Annotated in this window: 19 protein-coding genes and 1 tRNA gene; 10 read left to right on the plus strand and 10 right to left on the minus strand. The window is 65.9% G+C overall.

The window, feature by feature from the left end:
- Window positions 1-15 precede the first annotated feature (15 nt).
- The gene (locus tag C449_RS15490) at window positions 16-375 is read left to right on the plus strand and encodes a DUF5830 family protein (protein ID WP_049914361.1); all 360 of its coding nucleotides are present in this window, start codon (window positions 16-18) and stop codon (window positions 373-375) included.
- Window positions 376-452: 77 nt separating this feature from the next.
- On the opposite strand, the gene C449_RS15495 is transcribed toward C449_RS15490, so the two are convergent.
- Complete coding sequence (locus C449_RS15495) at window positions 453-1655, minus strand: DUF7115 domain-containing protein (protein WP_006078983.1); 1203 nt, start codon at window positions 1653-1655, stop codon at window positions 453-455.
- An 82-nt stretch (window positions 1656-1737) separates the two neighbouring features.
- On the opposite strand from C449_RS15495, the gene C449_RS15500 reads away from it, so the two are divergent.
- A tRNA-Met gene (locus tag C449_RS15500) sits at window positions 1738-1864 on the plus strand.
- Window positions 1865-2071: 207 nt separating this feature from the next.
- Here the strand turns inward: C449_RS15500 and C449_RS15505 are convergent.
- Complete coding sequence (locus tag C449_RS15505; RefSeq protein WP_006078984.1) at window positions 2072-2998, minus strand: hypothetical protein; 927 nt, start codon at window positions 2996-2998, stop codon at window positions 2072-2074.
- A 301-nt stretch (window positions 2999-3299) separates the two neighbouring features.
- Here C449_RS15505 and C449_RS18150 point away from each other — a divergent pair, with 301 nt between their 5' ends.
- Window positions 3300-3467, plus strand: coding sequence for a hypothetical protein (locus C449_RS18150; protein WP_161606464.1), 168 nt, complete (start codon window positions 3300-3302; stop codon window positions 3465-3467).
- A gap of 33 nt (window positions 3468-3500) precedes the next feature.
- Here the strand turns inward: C449_RS18150 and C449_RS15510 are convergent, their stop codons facing one another.
- The gene (locus tag C449_RS15510) at window positions 3501-4874 is read right to left on the minus strand and encodes an NAD(P)/FAD-dependent oxidoreductase (RefSeq protein ID WP_006078985.1); all 1374 of its coding nucleotides are present in this window, start codon (window positions 4872-4874) and stop codon (window positions 3501-3503) included.
- Window positions 4875-5000: 126 nt separating this feature from the next.
- On the opposite strand from C449_RS15510, the gene C449_RS15515 reads away from it, so the two are divergent.
- From C449_RS15515 to C449_RS15530, 4 genes are all read left to right on the plus strand, one after another.
- The gene (locus C449_RS15515; protein WP_049914321.1) at window positions 5001-5318 is read left to right on the plus strand and encodes an MTH1187 family thiamine-binding protein; all 318 of its coding nucleotides are present in this window, start codon (window positions 5001-5003) and stop codon (window positions 5316-5318) included.
- 63 nt (window positions 5319-5381) lie between these two features.
- The gene (mch, locus tag C449_RS15520; RefSeq protein ID WP_006078987.1) at window positions 5382-6314 is read left to right on the plus strand and encodes a methenyltetrahydromethanopterin cyclohydrolase; all 933 of its coding nucleotides are present in this window, start codon (window positions 5382-5384) and stop codon (window positions 6312-6314) included.
- The gene (locus C449_RS15525) at window positions 6311-6793 is read left to right on the plus strand and encodes a hypothetical protein (protein ID WP_006078988.1); all 483 of its coding nucleotides are present in this window, start codon (window positions 6311-6313) and stop codon (window positions 6791-6793) included. The genes mch and C449_RS15525 overlap by 4 nt, the downstream gene beginning before the upstream one ends.
- A gap of 31 nt (window positions 6794-6824) precedes the next feature.
- A complete protein-coding gene (locus C449_RS15530; RefSeq protein WP_006078989.1) occupies window positions 6825-7499 on the plus strand; it encodes an HAD family hydrolase in 675 nt (224 codons plus the stop codon).
- 3 nt (window positions 7500-7502) lie between these two features.
- On the opposite strand, the gene C449_RS15535 is transcribed toward C449_RS15530, so the two are convergent.
- From C449_RS15535 to C449_RS15545, 3 genes are all read right to left on the minus strand, one after another.
- On the minus strand, window positions 7503-9101 hold the full coding sequence (locus C449_RS15535; protein WP_006078990.1) for a GTPBP1 family GTP-binding protein: 1599 nt from the start codon (window positions 9099-9101) through the stop codon (window positions 7503-7505).
- A gap of 404 nt (window positions 9102-9505) precedes the next feature.
- The gene (locus C449_RS15540; protein WP_006078991.1) at window positions 9506-10219 is read right to left on the minus strand and encodes a phosphoglycolate phosphatase; all 714 of its coding nucleotides are present in this window, start codon (window positions 10217-10219) and stop codon (window positions 9506-9508) included.
- A 77-nt stretch (window positions 10220-10296) separates the two neighbouring features.
- Window positions 10297-10842, minus strand: coding sequence for a J domain-containing protein (locus C449_RS15545; RefSeq protein ID WP_049914324.1), 546 nt, complete (start codon window positions 10840-10842; stop codon window positions 10297-10299).
- 72 nt (window positions 10843-10914) lie between these two features.
- Here C449_RS15545 and C449_RS15550 point away from each other — a divergent pair, with 72 nt between their 5' ends.
- Window positions 10915-11121 (plus strand): hypothetical protein, encoded by a 207-nt coding sequence (locus C449_RS15550; RefSeq protein WP_006078994.1) that lies wholly within the window; start codon window positions 10915-10917, stop codon window positions 11119-11121.
- Between the two features lie 32 nt (window positions 11122-11153).
- Here the strand turns inward: C449_RS15550 and C449_RS15555 are convergent, their stop codons facing one another.
- Both C449_RS15555 and pyrF read right to left on the minus strand, forming a co-directional pair.
- Window positions 11154-11444, minus strand: a complete 291-nt coding sequence (locus tag C449_RS15555) for a PadR family transcriptional regulator (RefSeq protein ID WP_006078995.1) — start codon at window positions 11442-11444, stop codon at window positions 11154-11156.
- Window positions 11445-11586: 142 nt separating this feature from the next.
- Complete coding sequence (pyrF, locus tag C449_RS15560) at window positions 11587-12396, minus strand: orotidine-5'-phosphate decarboxylase (RefSeq protein ID WP_006078997.1); 810 nt, start codon at window positions 12394-12396, stop codon at window positions 11587-11589.
- An 80-nt stretch (window positions 12397-12476) separates the two neighbouring features.
- Here pyrF and C449_RS15565 point away from each other — a divergent pair, with 80 nt between their 5' ends.
- Window positions 12477-13133 carry an HAD family hydrolase gene (locus tag C449_RS15565; protein WP_006078998.1) on the plus strand — a complete coding sequence of 219 codons (657 nt, stop codon included), beginning with the start codon at window positions 12477-12479 and terminating at the stop codon, window positions 13131-13133.
- Here the strand turns inward: C449_RS15565 and C449_RS15570 are convergent.
- On the minus strand, window positions 13126-13590 hold the full coding sequence (locus tag C449_RS15570) for a DUF2240 family protein (RefSeq protein ID WP_006078999.1): 465 nt from the start codon (window positions 13588-13590) through the stop codon (window positions 13126-13128). The two genes, C449_RS15565 and C449_RS15570, sit on opposite strands and share 8 nt — an antisense overlap.
- Window positions 13591-13672: 82 nt before the next feature.
- On the opposite strand from C449_RS15570, the gene C449_RS15575 reads away from it, so the two are divergent.
- The gene (locus C449_RS15575) at window positions 13673-14044 is read left to right on the plus strand and encodes a 30S ribosomal protein S8e (protein WP_006079000.1); all 372 of its coding nucleotides are present in this window, start codon (window positions 13673-13675) and stop codon (window positions 14042-14044) included.
- A 432-nt stretch (window positions 14045-14476) separates the two neighbouring features.
- Here C449_RS15575 and C449_RS15580 read toward each other — a convergent pair whose 3' ends face one another.
- Window positions 14477-15472 carry a phosphate signaling complex PhoU family protein gene (locus C449_RS15580; RefSeq protein WP_006079001.1) on the minus strand — a complete coding sequence of 332 codons (996 nt, stop codon included), beginning with the start codon at window positions 15470-15472 and terminating at the stop codon, window positions 14477-14479.
- Window positions 15473-15561: the final 89 nt, after the last annotated feature.

Raw genomic sequence — 15561 nt, forward strand, 5'->3', positions numbered from 1 at the left:
CGACCGAGTGAGCGCGTGAGCGACGCCGATCCGGTCGAACTCGGTGTGGAACTCCTCGCGACGCTCGACGACGCTTCGCTCGACCTCGCGACCGCGATCGACCGGCTCGAAACCGTGACCGACGATCCCCACACGACTCGCGAAATCCTCGATACGGCCGAAATGCGCGGCGTGATCGAACGGGAGGACGGTCTCGTGCGGGTGCTGTCCGGCGAGTTCGTCCGCTTCGGGCGCGACGTCGTCACCCGTGAGGGCGAGTTCACCTGCCGGCGTTGCGGAGCCAGCGTCTCGACGGGCTACTTCCTCTGCCTCGATGTCGGCGAGCACGGTCCGTTCGGATCGTCGTGCATCGAGAAAGTCGTCGGCCGTCGCTGAGCCAACTCACAGGTGCGATCGCTCCATCGGACCTACTGTCGGGCAGCCACCGACTTACCGTCGGCCGCAACGCCGAATCAGCGCTCGTCGTCGAGCCGGTCGGCGAGCCGTTCGAGCGTTGCCTGCTGGCGTTCGAGAAGTTCGGTCTGACGATCGACCGCTTCGCGAAGCGCGTCGATCTCGTCGACGATCTCGGCAGCGGCGCTCGAATCGGCATCCCGCCGAGCGGCGTCCGAAGCGGTGGGGGCCGTGGTCCGAGCAGTTTCGGTGTCCTCGATCGCAACCGTGGGTTCGGTGGACGACGCGCTGGCACCCGGTTGGGTCTCCATGGATCGACCGCTGGTGTCGGACGACTGAGCGTCCTCGCCCGACGATCGAATGTCGTCGGATGGCTGGCCGACGTTTTCTGACGGTTGACCGGCGGCATCGGACGGTTGCGCGGTAGTGTGGGGACGGGATGGCGATTGCTCCGTGCTCGTGTCGGTCTCGGCTTCCTGAACGTCGGTGTTGGGCGACCGCGTTCGGGGCTGTTTGGGGGTATCGGGGTTCGACGACTGCTGATCGGCTGTCTCGGGGGATGTCGTCTGTTGGTGGGATGTTGTCTGCTGGTCGGGCGTTCCTCCGTCGTCGTTCGACGTGGTTCGCGGGCGGAACTCGTCGGTATCCTGTGATCCGATCTCCTCGACGGTGTCGACGTTGTGGTACGCGAGCAGCGCGTCCTCGACGGTTTGGTAGGCCTCTCGATCGCCCTCGCCGGACAGATCGAGCCGCCGCCGCTGGCCGCCGATCGCGATCAGCAGTGTTCCTGCCTCGAACGCCACGTCCGTGACGTCCGCGAAGGCATAACTCTCGTAATCGCGGTCCCAGACCGCCTCGCCGACCGAGGTGAGCAGCCGTCGATCGGTGACCACCAGCGTACGATCGCCGAATCGGTAGCTCTCGGCGATCGACTCGTCGTCGTCGATCAGCCCGGTGGAGCGGAGCACGCCCGCGATCACTGGCGGGAGAACGGTCTCGATCCGGTCGCTCGGGATCGCAAAGCCGCGCACCCCGTCGTCGTACTCGAAGGCGAAGGAGGCCTCGCGGCGGCTGGCCGAGATGTCGAACCGGATGGCGTCGTGGGGGTACTCCTCGACGGACTCGCTGCTGAACAGCCCCGCTGAGTGATAGACGAGCGTCCGCGACGGCGTGACGTACACCCGGTCGTCGTTCCCGATGCTCACGCTGGTCAGCCGCGACTCGTCGGCGAGGCGCTCGCTGACGATCCCGGGAACGTCCATGTGCCGTCTGTGCCACCGTCCGACATAAGACTGCCGGACCAGATGGGAAGGTTAATGACTCCGAGTCGAATACCAACGGACAGCCCGGGTGGCTTAGCTGGACATAGCGCCGCACTCATAGGGTTTCGAGACGGGCGCGATTCCCTTCGAGGCCGCCGCCTCGAACCTGGGACATGCGGAGATCGTGGGTTCGGAGCCCACCCCGGGCACTTTACAAAAATGATATATACCGCCAGGTAGCGATGGGTGCGGCTGGTTCTGGACGTGTGTACGCGTGACAGTTCGTCGTTGCGAGCGCTGCGTTGTCGCTTCGAGCACGATCCCGAATCATAATCGCGCCGGTGCTCGCGGTAATCGGGTTCGTGTTCTGTCGGTGGTCGCCAGCCTAAGTAGCAACTGAGGTGGCGATTGCGAAGCTATCCTGTCGAGAGCGACCACTCGCCGTTGGCATTGATGTTCAGGTACGCCATCCCACTCACCCGGCCGGTCGTTTCACCCTCGAATTGGCCGATCTCGTTGAACACAAGCGATCCAACAGCCGACGAATCGAGCGGGACCGTTTCAACGATGAAGTTCCCGTCCCCGTTGTGTGCCCCCTGGAACGTGGCTGGACCACTGAACTCGAATGGGCCGATATAGCTCGGCCCCTCGCCGCTCGCATCGATCGGGAGCGACTCGGGCTGCGGACTGCCGGGCTGTTCGAGCGTGATCTCCCAGTCCCCGTCAGCGTCGACGTTGAGGTTGTGTTCGCCGGGCGCGTTGACCAGTGCGGCTTGGGAGCCCTCAACCTGACCGATCAGGTTCGTCAGCGAGACGTCTTGGAAGGATTCGCCCTCGAGCGTGACCAACGTCACGATGAAGTTGCTCTCACCGCTGTGGCTGAACTCCGCAGTGATCGGGCCGGGAGAGAGCTGTAGGCCTTCCTCTGTCGAGGTGCCGCTGCCGGAGAACGTCTCCGAGAACCCACCGCCGGACGATGCAGCCGACGCGTTCCCGGTGGCGTTCGTGCTACCGTTGGCCGCATTCTCGGTGGTCTGTGGTCCAGCAGTCGTGGGCTCGTCGCCTGAAGTCGTCATGGCCTCGGTTTCGTCGTTCGCCATCGTGGTCTCCTCGCCGGTGGCCGTCTCAGCTTCGGTCGCCACCTGTGTCTCGACATTGCCAGCAGTCGTCGGCATCTTGGTTTCAGCTTCGGTCGCCGTCGCAGCCTCGGTATCCGTGGCCGCTTCGGTCGCATTGGATCCACCGCTGCCGTTTGAACTGTTGTTCCCACCTGAGTCACCAGAACAGCCTGCTAGGCCGACTGCCGCGAGTGCCGCTGTGGAGAGGTACTTACGTCTGTCCATTGTCCACCTAACGGTACAGTCACAACATGTTAAAACTACGCCAGAATAGCACTTCTTGAAGACCCACTGCGCAGCGAGCCGGCGCTGCTATTCTCTGATCATGTAGACACGCTTCGCTGGCCAAGATTTATCCTGTCCTACGACGCTTTGTCCGGATCATGTCACAATCAAGCGAACCCGGCACTAAATCACACGTCAACGGATATCGATCGTCCGCCGCGTGACGCTGCTTGACGACGAAGAACTGCTGTTTGACGTCAGTCCGCCGTAGTGTTTATGACACTCCGACCGGAGGAAGACGATGAAGAAACCGATCAACACTGCAACGTACATGAGTGGAAACAAGCCAGGCAGAACTCCCGAAGAACAGCGAGTAATCGACTGGGTAGCGGAGGATAAGAGTGAGAAGTGGGCCGAGGAGCACGCGGAGCTGATACTAGCGCAGGCCCGGTTAGTCGGCGAGCTGTAGACGATTTCAGACGAAGTCTCGTGAAGCGTGGGTTCACCGGCCACCGTCACCGATCGGTTCGGTACCGACGGCGCTCGGGGACACCTCGCCAGTACCGCCCCGCTCGATGATCCGATCGGCACAGGCGAATCCGGCGACGATCCCGCCGTTGAGGCTGCGCTCCGGGTACTGTGCCCGACTCGCCATCCCAGCGTAGTAGATCCCTTCCGCGACCTCGTTGTCGAGATCGTAGGGAATCACCATATCGAGATAGCCTCGTTCGTAGACCGGCGCGGTGCGAGGGTTCCGTGCGGTTTCGATCCAGTTCACGCTCCCGCGATCGAAGTCGGGAAACAGGTCCTCGATTCCGGAGAGCCAGGTTTTCTCGACACCTTCGTCGTCCATCCGCCAGAGTTCCTCCTCGGAATCCTGGACGTAGCTCACGGCGTAGAGGAGATGCTCGCCGCCGTAGCGTTCGGGTGGAACGAAGTTGGTGTGTTCGATCAGCGCGCCGAAGGGGGCGTCGTCGGCGATGTTGAGCCAGTAGGTGTCCATTACCGACTCCGAGAGGCTCAGGACCGAACAGACCGTCCCCTGGAAGTCGATCTCGCAGGTGTAGCCCGTGAGGTCCTCTAGTACATTGGGCATCGCGGCGATCACGACACCGTCGACATCGTGGGTCGCGGTTCCAGTCTCAGCACCGACGGTGAGCGAGTCGACCGCGCCGCCGTCGATCTCGATGTCCGTGACCCGCGCCCCGGTTTCGACGTGTTCGCGCCCTACTGCGGACACCAAGGCGTCGATCAGGCGGTGGAACCCCCCGTCGAAGTAGCCGAGGAACTCCCCGCGGAGGAGGTCGCGCTCGCCACGGAACTTGACCCGGCCGAGGAGCCACGCCGCGCTCACGTCCTCTTTTCGCGAGCCGAACTTCGCCTCCAGCAGCGGTTCGAAGAAGTTCTCGTACACCCCACGGGTGGTGTGATCGAGCAGGAACTCCGTGATCGGCACGTCCTCGAAGTCCCGAAGATCGTCGTAGGTGTCGAGCTTCGGAATCCCACCGCGCACGTCGATATCGAGGGTCAACATGCCGAGCCGGAACGTATCGTAGAGACTCAGATGGGGGTAGGCGAGGATCTCCCACGGCTTGTCCATTGGATGGACCACGCCGTCGACGTAGTAGGCGTTCTTCCCGACGTGCCACTCGACCGCGTTCCCGAGGCCGAGCTCCTCGGCGAGTTCGACGATGGTCTCCTCCGATTTCGAGAGGTGGTGGTAGAATTTCTCGATCCGGTCCCCACGAGTCTCGTAGGTCGCGGCGAGTCCGCCGGCGTCGTCGCTCGCCTCGAACACTCGCACGTCGTGGCCGGTCTTCCGGAGACGATAGGCCGCAGCGAGGCCCGCAACGCCGCCGCCGACGATACCGATCATGGTCCGCGTTCCCGCCCGGAGGGAATGGGTGTTGTGATCGCCGGGTCAGGACGGAACGGCTGTGCGCGATCGTCAGCGACGCCGACGGCCCACAGGGTTAGGTGAGTGCCGGATGTACCCGCCACCATGACTGTCGTTGCACTACTCAGCGTCGCCCCAGTTCGGGAAGGCAGCATGGCCGGAGAGGTCGCGAAGGCCGTCGACACACTCGACGACTTCGACGTGAGCTACGAAACCAACCCGATGGGCACCGTGATCGAGGCCGAGGACGTGGGCGAACTGTTCGCTGCGGCCCAGGCGGCCCACGAAGCCGTCGACGGCGATCGGGTGAGCACGGTCCTGAAGGTCGACGACAAACGCGCAAGCGAGGGCTCGGCGAGCGAGAAAGTCGATGCGGTCGAGCGCGAACTCGGTCGGGCGGCGAGCGACAGTCCCGCCGAGTAGGTCGGTTGCCGACAGGATCGATCGGACCGACAGACCGTTGACCCATGCCGCCGAATCCGCCGTATGGACAGCCTCAATCGGATGGCACTCGAACTCGTCGAGGAGGCCATCGAGTTCGCCGACGAACTCGGGATCGCGATCGCCGAACTCGACAACGGGGCCACGGTGCTCGACTTCGGTCACGATGTCGCGGGCGGTATCGAGGCGGGCTTGCTTCTCGCCGAGATCCAGACGGCGGGGCTCGCGACGATCCAGAACCGTCTGGACGAGGTCGCTGGCGCGCCCGTCCCACACATCGATCTCACGACTGACCGTCCGGCGCTCGCGCTGCTCTGCGCGCAGAAGGCGGGCTGGGAGCTCGACGCCGATGAGCTCGAGGGATTGGCGAGCGGGCCGGGGCGCGCATTGTTCGCCGAGGAGGAGATCTTCGCGCGGGTGGGCTACGAGGACGACTTCGACTTCGCGACACTCGCGGTCGAGGCCGACGACCTCCCAGGGGAGGCGGTCGCCGAGCGGGTCGCCGACCGAACCGATGTCGGGGCGAACGCGGTCTTCCTGCCGTCGTTCCCGAGCGCGAGCCTCGTCGGCAGCGTCACGGCCGCTGCGCGCGCCGCCGAACTCGCGACTGTTCGCCTCGCCGACCTCGGCTACGATCCGCTCGATATCCGATCGGTGAGTGCGAACGCGCCGATCGCACCCGTGGCGAGCGACGAGGCGACCGCGATCGGCCTCGCGAACGACGCACTCGCTTACGGCGGCCAGGTCCACCTCACTGTCGACGAGGATTTCGGACGGTTCGACGACCTCACTTCGGTCGCGAGCGACGAGTATGGGGCCCCGTTCGAGGAGATTCTCGATAGCGTCGACTGGAACTTCGCCGAGCTCCCGGACGGGCTGTTCGCGCCGGCGCAAGTCACCGTCGACGTCAGCGGCGGCCCGACCCACGCGTTCGGCGAAACCAGCGAGGACGTGCTGGGTGACGCCTTCGGACTGTGAAATTCAAGATCGTTCCCGAACCCCGAGACGCAGCGTTCGTCGCGGAGGCCCAGCGGGCGCTGCCGCTGGTCCCCGGAAACGAGAACGACTGCTGTGCACGGCTCGTCGAGCGGACGGACCTCGACGCGCGCGAGGTGGCTCGTGAGTGGATCACGTTCCTCCGTGCGCTCGGCCTCGCCGAGGAGACCGAGTCGGGCTATCGGCGGCTGCGACGTGACCCCGCTTCCGAGGAGCTCGCCGACGCCTTTCGTGAGAGGGTTTTCGGAGCCGAAGCCGTCCTTTCGGTGCTCGATGCAGCCGACGAGTCGCTCGGTGTCGAGGCGGTCTACGAGCGGTTCCGCGAGGAAGTGCCGAACTGGGAACGGTATCGACGGACGGATTGGGACGAAGAGTGGCGCGAACGCGTCGAACGGCTGCTCGACTGGGCGGTCGTGTTCGATCTCGCCGAGCGAGTCGACGGCGCGTATCGTACCGTCTGACTTTTGACCTCGATGCCCCTACCACGAGTTGATGAGCGCACCCGTCGACACGGTGCTGTTCGACATCGACGATACGCTGTGTGCGTATCGCCGGTCGGGGGCGGAGGTGCTCGCGGCGGCCTTCGAGGCCGCCGGCGTCGAGCCGTTCTTCGCGATCGAGGACTACTACGACCGCTACTCCCGATTCGCGGATCGGACGGACTCCATTCGGGAGCTCCGTACGGCGTGCTTCGCCGCCATCGCCGACGAGCGCGGCCACGACCCCGATCGCGGGCGAACGGTCGCGGCGGCCTACACCGCCGAGCGCGATCAGTGGAACGTCGACGCGCTGCCAGGCGCGCGCGAAGCCGTCAACCGGCTCACGGCCGACCACCGCCTCGGCGTGGTCACCAACGGCGCACCCGGAATGCAGGCGAAAAAGCTCGCCGCGATCGGCCTCGACGACGCCTTCGAAGTCGTGATCCACGCTGGCTACGACGCACCCGCGAAACCCGATCCCGCGCCGTTTCGCCGGGCACTCGACGCGCTCGATACCGACCCCAGTTCGACTGTCCATGTCGGCAACTCCCTGACTTCGGACGTGCCCGGTGCGCAGGCTGCCGGCCTCCGGGCCGCGTGGCTTTCGGACGGCTCGACGCCCGACCCGGTGCCCGCGTACACGCTCGACTCGATGGCCGATCTCCACGACCCGCCGTGGCGACGCTGACGGTCACTCCGCGGACGTCACGTCCGTCACGGTCCCGACGCCCTTGCTCTGGCCCTCGCGGAAGACGAAGCGCTGGCCCTCTTCGACGAGATAGGGGCGGAACTTGAACCGGACGGTGGTTTGGCCGGTGTCGCCGGGCAGGAGCTGCCCTTCGGCGGGGTGGAACGCGGCGGCTTCGCTCACGGTCTCCAAGTGGACGACCGGCTCGTAGCCATCGTCGATCCGCGTGGGGTGGTTGAGTACCATCACCTCGGCCTCGAACTCTCGGACCGGCTCCGGCTCGGCTTCGCGCGGCAGGAGCACCATCCCACGCTCGACGTCGGCCTCGCGGACGCCCTTCAGCGCGATCCCGACGATTCGCCCGGCCTTCGCGCGGTCGACACGGTGGTAGTGCATCTCGATCGAGCGCGCCTCGACGTCCCGGAAGGAGCCGTCGGGGAACGGACCGAGCAGGAGTTCGTCGCCGGCTTCGACGGTGCCCGAGCGCACAGTTCCGGAAGCGACTGCACCGACGCCCGTGATCTTGTAGCTCCGGTCGACGTACATCGAGAACTCGCCCGTGCTGTCGCCGGTCTTCGGCAGGCGCTCGAACAGGTCGTCGAGCGTGTCCAGTCCGTCCATCGTGACCGCGCTCGTTCGGAGGACCGGGACGACGGAGCCACCGATCTCCTCGACCGCCGTGTCGACACCGTGACGCTCGACGCGCAGCGGCGTCTGCCCGACGTCCCGGAGCAGGCGCTCGACCTCGCGCTCGACTTCGAGGGCGCGCTCGCCATCGACCATATCCGCCTTCGTGATCGCGACCATCGTGGGGAGCTCGGTCGCGAGGAGCACTCCGAGATGTTCGCGGGTGGTCTTGGTGGGGCCGTCGTCGGCCGCCACCGTGAGGAGGCCGTAGTCGAGCTTCTGGCCGACGAGGCCTCTGATGGTGGTTCGGAGCCACGGCTCGTGGCCCACGGTGTCGACAAAGGAGATCAGCTTGTCGGCCGACTCGACCACCGCGGCGCGGTCCGCCTTCCGGTCGGGGTTGTCGGTCCGGACCGGTTCGCCCTCGGCGAATCCGTAGACCGCGTAGGAGAGATCCGCCGAGAGGCCGCGCTCGACCTCGTGGGGCTGGACATCGAGGAAGCTGCGCGTGCCGCCCTCGCCGTCGTCCGGCCGGCCGGTGACGAGCGATCCGACCAGGGTGCTCTTGCCGTGATCGACGTGACCCGCGGTGCCGACGACGATGTGACCGTCGTCTTCCAGCAACGCACCCTCCCTGACTGTGGCGACGCCGACGAGTCCCCCCTCGATCCCCCACGTGTCGACCGACTCGATGTGGGCGTCGGCCTCCTCGGCGAGCAGCGAGAGCACGTCCATCGACTCCGAGAAGTCGTCGGTGGCGATCCCCGCGAGTCCGCCGTCGTCGGTGACGCCCACCACGTACGTGGCCTCGCCGTCGCCCGAGAGCACGCGGTGGCGGAGCTGGGCCGCGAGGCTCTCGCGCTTGCCTTCGGCGAGGTGGAGGTCCTTCGTGAGCCGTTCTTTGAACTCGACGCTGCCGCCCTCGCGCTCGCCCGCATCGAGCGCCCGCTTGAGGACGGCCCGGTCGGGGGCCATGTGCATTCGTGGCGCGGTGGGGGCAAAAGCCCTTCTCTACGGCCCGTGCTGCCGTGTCACGATGTCTCGTCCTCGGTGGCGTGAGGCGAAGACCGTCCGTTGTCAGGGGCGGTGGCGCGCGGGAGTGCGCCACAGGTGCACAACTCGCACGAGGTCTGCACGAGCGAAGCGAGGTGCGACCATAGGGAGCACCTCGATGCGAACGGCGAACGAAGTGAGCCGTGAGCGAAGGGAATGCAGGCTCGTCAGAACGTTGCTCTGACGATGGATGAGCGAGTGAGCGAAGCGAACGAGGGAATCGGCTGGGGAGGGTGTGGTCTGCGGTTCTCACTTGTGTCGTGATTCGTCCGCGGTGAATCAGCCGTCGCCACCGAATCTCATGCTGCGGTTGCTGTTTCCGGATCTCACGAGGAAGACCGCACGATCCGGAGCGCTTCGAGAAATCCATCGGCGTACGCCGCGTCCGTCACCCGATCGGCTGCCCGTGTCGCCGCCTCGTCGGCGTTCGCCACAGCGAACGACCGCCCTGCGGCCTCGAACGTCGCAACGTCGTTCGCGGAGTCACCGATCGCGACGAACTCCGCAGGATCACGTCCGAGGCGGTCGGCGACGATCGAGAGCCCGTAGCCTTTGTCCACGTCGGGCGAGACGACGTGGTACGCGAACCCGGTATCGACCACGTCGAGTCCGTGATCGACGGCGATCTCTCGAAGGGGAGCGAGGGGCGCGTCGCGGCTCACCGCGATCTCGGTTTCGCGCCACCGGTTGACGAGATCGAGACTCCCCCAGCCGAGATCGTGGCCGGCGTCGCGGTAGGCTGCGGCGACGCGGTCGGCGGCCGCTCGATCGCCGGCGGCGACGATCTCGTCGTGAGTGTCGGTATCGAGACAGACCACGCCACCGTTTTCGGCCACGACGAGCGTCGGGAGACCGACGAACTCGCAGAGTGCGACCGGGTACGGCAGTGCCTTGCCGGTGGCGAGAACGACCGGTGCTGGCCAGCCCCGGAGCGCGTCGAAGATACGTGGATCGACGACCCGATTGCGGTCGGTGAGGGTGCCGTCGATGTCGACCGCCAGCGGCGGTCGTGCGTCGGGAGCGTCGTCTGCGCGGTCCATACGTGGTGTGGGCGAGCCGGTCGGTTACGGGTTCGGATCGCGGTGTGCAGCCGAGCGGTGGGTCGCACTCGTGGTCGTCAGTCCGAAAGGTGGTCGTAGGCGCTCTGGACTCGCTTGAACGCGCGCTCGTTGCCGTCGTCGGTGTCGGGGTGGACTTCCTTTACTTTCTCGCGGTACGCGCTCCTGACAGCCGCCTCGTCCGCACCCGGTTCGAGATCGAGGGCACGGTACGCCGCCGCCGTGCTCGGGCCACGACGCTGGCGCTGTCCGCCGGCAGTCGCTCGTCGTCGGCCGCCGCCATCGAAACCGCCGTCGCTTCGCGGTCCGGTCCACTCCTCGCGCGGTCCCGCACCGAACCCACCGGTCTCGGTTCGGCCGGTCCGTGCGGTTCGTTTGGTCCGCGTCGTTCGGTCGGCCCGCCGGGAACCCGCAGTGCGTGTCTGTCGATACACTCGCTCGCGGAGCCGACCACTCACGTGATACCAGAGGAAGTAGGTCACGGCCCCGAACGGCACTGCGAGCGCGAGCGCTACCGGACTGTAGACGAAGCCGAGCACCGTCGTGAAGACGGTCAGTCCGGCGAACACTCCGCCGAGCCCGACCACGAGCCCCGACCTAGTCACGACAGTGCTTGTGGCCCGAGCGGCGTAAGCTTCCCGCCACAGGTTGAAGTTGCCTGACGACGAACGTCGGTCATGAGCGTATCCGGACTGTGTCAGGTCTGTGAGAGCGCCGAAGCGAGTCACACCTGCGATCAGTGCGGGCGGGCCGTCTGCGACCAGCACCACGACGACGCGTTCGGACTCTGCCTCGACTGCTCGGCGGAAGCCGGCGGCAGTGGTGGTGCCGAGACCGGTGAGGATCCTGGCCGGAGCGACGCTGGCGACGACGTTCGGTTCTGAGTGTCCGGACTGGTGTGCAGCGCTGATGCCGCTCAGTCGTCGACGGCGTCGTGATCAACGTACTGACTTTCCCACTCGTGACGGGCCGCGATCGCTGTCCGGCCCTGCTCGGTGACCGCGTAAAAGTTGGTGAGCTCGTTCTGCGAGCCCTTTTCGACCAACCCTTTCTCGACGAGCGTATCGAGGTTCGGGTAGAGTCGCCCCTGTCTGATGTCGTTGTCGTAGGCGTGCTGTAACTCCTCGCTGACCCCGAGGCCCTTCGGGTCGTCCATCCCCGCGATGACGTACAGGAGGTCGCGCTGAAACCCCGTGAGATCGTCCATCATTGCTCCATCGGTCTCCACCACGACTGCGAAGTGCCTTATATTTTCGTGCTTTAGTGGAACTAATACTACGGGTCTCGGTGTATGAGCACAGCGCTACTGGTCTTCCGATCCTCCGGAAAGCCCGGTGTGTGGCTGCTCTTCAGCGATACTCGTTCAGCCGTCTCTTGAGCCGCTTCGCCGCCTCGCCAGCCGCCCGTGCGAACCCTTCACCGCGATCCTCGCCGGCGAAGATGATCCCACGCGAGGAGTTCACGAGCCCGACGCCGTCGGCGAGGCCGTACTCGATCGCGGCTTCGACGTCTCCGCCCTGTGCACCGACGCCGGGTACGAGAAAGGGGAGGTCGGGAACGAGGTCGCGTACCGCTTCGAGTTCTTCGGGAGCGGTCGCGCCGACCACGAGGCCGACGTTGCCGCGCTCGTTCCAGTCGTCGGCGAGCCGCGCAACCCGTTCGTAGAGGCACTCGCCGTCGGCGAGTTCGCGGTCCTGAAGGTCTCCTCCACCAGGATTCGAGGTCCGACAGAGCACGAACACACCCGCCTCCTGGGAGAGAAACGGTTCGATCGAGTCCCGACCGAGATAGGGGTTGACGGTGATCGCGTCGGCGGCCGTCCCGCCGGCCGCATCGAGGTGGGTCGCGTACTGGCGGGCGGTGTTGCCGATGTCGGCGCGCTTCGCGTCGAGGAGTACTGGAACGTCCTTACCATGGGCGTAGGCGACGGTTTCACGGAGCGCGCGCCACCCGTCGGGGTCCTCGTAGAACGCGGCATTCGGCTTGTAGCACGCGGCGTGGTCGTGTGTCGCGTCGATGATCCGGCGGTTGAACGCCCACCGTGGTAGGTCGTGATCGTGGAGGTGGTCGGGAAGTCGGTTGAGGTCGGGATCGAGTCCCACAGAAAGCACGCTGTCGGTCGCATCGATACGGTCAGCGAGCCGGTCGAAAAATCCCATACGCTCCGCTGTTCGTGACTGTGCAAGGACTTTCGGGTTCGTCTCGCCACACTCATGTGGGAAGCGGCCTACGGGTGTGTATGACCATCAGGGCGGTCGCGTTCGATCTCGACTACACCCTCGCTGTCCCCGAACGCGATCGCCAGACGCTGCTCGACGAGGCGAGCGCGGCGGTCGACGGTCCCTGTCTCTCACGCGAGGCGTATCTCGACGCCCACCGGCGACACCTCACCAACCGAACCCGCGAGCCCATCTTCGACGATCTGCTCGCCGACTGCGATACCGACGCTTCGGCCGCGGCGCTCGCGGACACCTACCGTGAGACGATCGCGAACGCGCTCGTCCCGGTCGCCGGGGCCGAGGAACTCGTCAGATCACTCCGCCAGGAGTACCGCGTCGGCCTCCTCACCGACGGACCAGTGCGCGCCCAACAGGCCAAGATCGACGCACTCGGCTGGAACGACCTGTTCGACGCGGTCGTGATCACCGGCGCTCTGGAGGCGGGAAAGCCGGACGACCGTGCGTTCCGGGCCGAACTCGACGCGCTCGGGACGACCGCCGACGAGACGATCTACGTCGGTGACTCCGCCGAACTCGACATTGCTGGTGCGCGTGCTGCCGGCCTTCGAGCGATTCACGTTCTCGACGACGGCACGCCGTCGCCGGCAGCCGACGCCACGATCGAACGCGATGCGCTCGCCGAGCAACTGCCGGGAGTCGTCGCGCGATTCAACTGAGGTCTACAGATTCGACGTCGAGATCGTCGAGTGCGCGCTCGGCCGCATCGCTCACGTCGACGCCTCGCCGACGGGCGTACAGCACCGCCGCGGCCTCGACGGTGACGCCGAGTGAACTCTGCAACTGATTGATCTCCGCGACTGCCTCGCGCTTCTCGACGCCACTCGCAACCACCGTTTCGATCACTCGCTCGAATGTCGACCGCTGCTGGAGGAGCTCCTCGCTCGGCACGAACTCTTCGGGGATCGTCACGTCTTCGGGCTCGAACGTCGGCACCAGCCCGTCGTCGGTCCGGTCGAGCAGCCCCTCACCCACCGCGACGTCGGCGAGCCGGGTGGCCTGTTCCGGCGAGAACCAGTTCCGGTCGAGTGAGAGCGCCACCACGAACTCGCTTTCGGCGAGGCGGGTCTCACCTCGCCCGACGAACGGTGCGGCAACCGCACTGCGAAGGCTCACGACGGACCGGCGAGGGGGACTCGCCTAAACCTGACGGTGCGGCATCGATCGATTCAAGTAGCACGCTCGTCGGTGTTCGGGTATGAAAGACCACGGACGCTCGGTCCGAAAGCGAACCGGCGGACGACGACGCCCGATCCGCGGCAAGCGAAAACACGAACTCGGTAGCGAGGCGACCGAGACTCAGGTCGGCGAACAGGCTCTCAAGACTATCGATGCGCGCGGTAACACCGAAAAGGTCCGCGCGATCGCGACCGATCGCGCGACCGTCGCAACCGACGGCGGGACCACGAGCGCGACGATCGAGGACGTTGCCGAGAACCCCGCGAACCCGAACTACGTCCGTCGGAACATCGTGACCAAGGGCGCGCTCATCGAGACCAGCGAGGGCCTCGCTCGTGTGACCTCCCGACCTGGCCAGGACGGACAGGTCAACGCGGTTCTCGAAGAGTAGTTCTCCGATTTTGCTCGCCGGCCACCGGCGGGGCGGTGGCGGTCCTGGCGTCCTGACGAGCGTAGCGAGTTCGTTCGAAAGGCGCTTCGCGCCTTTCGTGATGACGAAAATCTTTGATTTTCGAACCACAGGGCTCAGGAGAGCGTGCTCTCCTGGTGGATGAAGGGCGAGGCCGCTTTGCGGGGCTCGCGGGTCGTGTCTCCCCGCTCGTCTGTACCGAGGCGCTCGCTACGCTCGCGCCTCGCTGTCGAGGGCTTCGGCGGTGCTGTGCGGGGCGGTTGCTGAGAAGGCTAGTAGTTCGACCGCGAACGAGCCGCAGGCGAGTGAGCGGGCCGAGGAACCCCCGTAGGGGATGACGACGGCTTTTGATCCACATTTTGCGAGGGAGCGAGTGAACGAAGCGAACGAGCGACCGTAGCAAAAGGTGGGGGCTTAGGGCTGCGGCGCGGCCTTCTGCATCGCGGTTTCGGCGATGTTCCCGCCGTAGTCGGCGCTTCGGGAGAGCGAGTCCACGACGAGACCGAGCCGCTGGGCGTGCTCTGGGTCGCGATCACGGAGCAGTCCGTCGACTTCCCGACCGCGCTCGTCGATGTCGTCGATCGCGGACATCGCGTCGTTCGCGAGTCGGAGGGCGTCGTCGTCCTCGTCGGCGAGCAGCGCATCCATCGCGGTCTCGATCACGGTTGCCGCGCCGTCGTGGAGCGCGGCGAGCGCCTCGCCGACGTCCTCCGAGACGCTCTCGACGTCACCGACGACCTCGGCGATCTTGGTCGCGTGGTCGGCAACCCGTTCGAGTTGCCGCGCAGCCGAGTGGTAATCGAAACAGGTCTCGCGCGACAGGCCGATCTCGGTCGCTGCGCTCGGACTCCGGAGCGCGGTCCGGAACACCCGTGCGGTCATGTACCATAGTCGATCGACGTCGTCGTCGCGCTCGATCACGTCGGCCGCGAGATCCGGGTCTCCCGTACGGAGCGCTTCGACTGCGTCCGCGAGCATGGTGAGCGAGACCAGGCGCATCCGTGTGATGGCGTTGTGGATCGAGAGTTCCGAGGAGTCGAGGAGGTCCTGGAGACTCACCCGCTCGGAGGTTTCCTCGATGACTTCGAGGCCCACCAGTCCTTGGGTAGCCTCGCGGATGGTCCGACGCTGGACGGCGTCGACGCTCGCGGTTTCCAAGGTGATGACGTCGAACCCGTTGACGTACATCATCACGACGGCGCGCGTGAGCTCCGCCCCTTCGAGATCGGTGACGTCGAGCGTCCCCTCGGCCGTGGTCTCCTCGGTTCGCGGCGCGAGCAACAGCGACTCGTCCTCGGGGTAGAACTCGACTTCGCTCCCGGCGCTGACCCCGTTATCGGTCGCCCACGTCTTCGGTAGCGACACGGTGTACGTCGACCCGCCCGTGACCTGGACCTTGCGCGTCTCCATAGCCGCCGATCCACTCCCCTCGACAATAAACCTATTCAAAAATATATAGCGAACGCAACTGGACGGGACTTCTCCGTGGAATACTGTCC

The organism is Halococcus saccharolyticus DSM 5350 (assembly GCF_000336915.1).
Classification (GTDB): domain Archaea; phylum Halobacteriota; class Halobacteria; order Halobacteriales; family Halococcaceae; genus Halococcus; species Halococcus saccharolyticus.